The organism is Fusobacterium varium (genome assembly GCA_021531615.1).
Lineage (GTDB): Bacteria > Fusobacteriota > Fusobacteriia > Fusobacteriales > Fusobacteriaceae > Fusobacterium_A > Fusobacterium_A varium_C.
Window position 1 is genome coordinate 1 of record JADYUE010000072.1, and the last position, 2,969, is coordinate 2,969.

3 protein-coding genes are annotated in these 2,969 nt (G+C 31.6%); all 3 read left to right on the forward strand.

The window, feature by feature from the left end; translation table 11 throughout:
* Positions 1–157 precede the first annotated feature (157 nt).
* The 3 genes from I6E31_12320 to fabK all read left to right on the forward strand — a co-directional run bounded on the left by I6E31_12320 (position 158) and on the right by fabK (position 2,893).
* Positions 158–898, forward strand: coding sequence for a phosphatase (locus I6E31_12320; GenBank protein MCF2640745.1), 741 nt, complete (start codon positions 158–160; stop codon positions 896–898).
* 81 nt (positions 899–979) lie between these two features.
* Complete coding sequence (locus I6E31_12325; GenBank protein ID MCF2640746.1) at positions 980–1,918, forward strand: nitronate monooxygenase; 939 nt, start codon at positions 980–982, stop codon at positions 1,916–1,918.
* Between the two features lie 21 nt (positions 1,919–1,939).
* Positions 1,940–2,893 (forward strand): enoyl-[acyl-carrier-protein] reductase FabK, encoded by a 954-nt coding sequence (fabK, locus tag I6E31_12330; GenBank protein ID MCF2640747.1) that lies wholly within the window; start codon positions 1,940–1,942, stop codon positions 2,891–2,893.
* The last annotated feature ends 76 nt before the right edge of the window (positions 2,894–2,969 follow it).

Here is a 2,969-nt window from a genome sequence, read left to right on the forward strand (position 1 = left end):
GCTGAAAGTACTTGGAGGGAAGCCTCCTGGGAGGATAGGAACTCGCCAAGCTTTTTTTTATTTTTTGTGAAGTTAATAAAAAATAAATATAACAAGTGTAATTATTTTGCACTATATTAAGAATATGATATAATATATCGAAGGGAAGTGAAAATATATGGGAAAGTATTTAATTGATTTACATATACATACAAATACAAGTCCTCATGCATATAGTACACTGGAAGAAAACGTAAATAGAGCTAAACAAAAGGGAATGAAAGTTATAGCAATAACTAATCATGGTCCAGCTTTACCTGATTCACCTCATTGGTGGAGTTTAGTTAATATGAGGGTAATTCCAGAATATATGGAAGGTGTTAGAGTATTAAAAGGTGTAGAAACTAATGTAATAGATGAATATGGAAACTTTGATATAAATCAGAGAGTTTATGATACTATGGATATTTTATTATGTGGATTACATCCAGTAGAAAGTTATGGAGATATTTCAGATATTGAAAAAAATACAAGGGCAGTAATTAATATAATAAAAAGTCAAAAAATAGATATAATGGTACATTTAGGAAATCCTCAGTTTCCTCTTCACTATGAGGAGATTGTAAAAGCAGCTAAAGAATCAAATGTAGCTCTTGAAATAAATAACTCATCTTTAAAAGGATCAAGAAAAGGTTCAAAACCTAATTGTAGAAAAATAGCGGAATTATGTAAAAAGTATGATTGTTTAATATCATTAGGAACAGATTCACATATTTCATATGATATTGGAGAATTTGATGAGGCTATTAGTTTATTAAATGACATTAATTTCCCAGAAAGTAACATAATAAATAGTAGTGTTGAAAAATTAGAAACATTCCTTAAAGTTAGAAAAGATCTAAGGGTAAAGCAATTATAAAGAACACTTGTTATTTTATCCTTTACTAATAAAATTACACATGTTATAATTTGTGATAATTATTTTAGTGGAGGTATATAAATGTTAACAATAGGGGATTTAAAAATAGATAATCCAATAATACAAGGTGGTATGGCTATAAGAGCTTCAATGGCTAAACTTGCAGCAGCAGTAGCAAATGAAGGTGGAATAGGGGTTATAGCAGGAACAGCACTTTCAATAGATGAATTAAAAGAAGAGATAGCAAAAGCTAAAAAAATGATAGTTAATAAAGGTGGAGCATTAGGTGTAAATATAATGTATGCTACAACTAACTTTATGGATTTAGTTCAAGCTTCAATAGAGGCTGGAATAGATGTTATTATTTTTGGAGCAGGGTTCTCAAGAGATATTTTTGAAGTAGTAAAAGGAACTGGAGTAAAAGTAATACCAGTAGTTTCATCTTTAAAATTAGCTAAAATCTCTCAAAAATTAGGAGCAGATGCAATTGTAGTAGAAGGTGGAAATGCTGGAGGACACTTAGGAACTGACAAAGATTCATGGGACATAATAGAAGAGATAACTAAAAATATTTCAATTCCTGTTTTTGGAGCAGGAGGAGTAATAACTCCAGAAGATGCAGCTAGAATGGTAAGTCTAGGAGCAGATGGAGTACAAATGGGAAGTAGATTTATCGCTTCTGAAGAGTGTGAGGTAGATGACTTCTTTAAACAAATGTATATAAATGCAAAAGAGGGAGATATAGTTGAGATAATAAGTTCAGCAGGTTTTCCAGCTAATGCAATAGTATCACCATATGTAAAAAAAGTTTTAAATGAAGCAACAGAAGCACCTAAGAAATGTGTAAGATGTTTAAAGAAATGTACATTTAAGTTTTGTGTAAATGAAAGATTAGTAAAAGCCCATGATGGTAATTATGAGGAAGGAATATTCTTTGCTGGAAGGGATGCTTGGAAAATAAATGAAATTCTTTCAGTAAAAGAAATTTTCGATAGATTCAAAAAAGTTTTCAAAGAATAATTTTTTATTTTAGGAGGATTTATGATTAATAACGAAATCTGTAAATTACTTGGAATTAAATATCCAATTATACAAGGAGCTATGGCATGGATAGCTAATGGAAATCTAGCTGGACATGTTTCTAAAGAGGGAGGACTTGGAATTATAGCTGGTGGAGGAATGCCAGTTGATATTTTAAGACAAGAGATAAGAAAAGCTAAAGAGATAACTTCTAACCCTTTTGGTGTTAATCTTATGTTAATGATGCCTGATGTAGAAAAACAAATAGATGTTTGTATAGAGGAAAAAGTTCAAGTAGTAACTACAGGAGCAGGAAACCCTGGACCATATATGGAAAAGCTTAAAGCAGCAGGAATAAAAGTTCTACCAGTTGTGGCTTCAGTAGCATTAGCAAAAAGAATGGAAAGAATAGGAGCAGATGCTGTAATAGCTGAAGGAATGGAAGGTGGAGGACACATAGGAAGTATAACAACTATGGCTCTTGTACCTCAAGTTGTAGCAAGTGTAAAAATTCCTGTAATTGCAGCTGGAGGAATAGCTGGAGGAAAACAATTCTTAGCAGCACTATCATTAGGGGCAAGTGGAATTCAAGTAGGAACTAGATTCTTAACTGCTAATGAATGTACTATCCATGAAAATTATAAGAATGCTATTTTAAAAGCTAAAGATAGATCAACTGTATCAACAGGAAATTATACTGGTCATCCTGTAAGAGTTATTGAAAATAAATTTGCAAAACTAATTTTAGAAATGGAAAAACAAGGAGCTCCAAAAGAGGAGATAGAACAATTAGGAACTGGAAAATTAAGATTAGCTGTAGTTGATGGAGATGTTGACAATGGAAGCGTAATGGCAGGACAAGTAGCAGCTATGGTTAATGAAAAAGCAGATGTAAAAGATATATTAGAAAGCTTTATGAGAGAACTTGAAGAGGAAAAAAATTCACTTATAGCAAGAATGAATAGTTGGCAATAATAAAAAAGGCGTAACTACTCAGCTATAAATTAAAATTTGAGACTCAAGTTCAAAAAAAATGGGCTTGGGTCTTTTT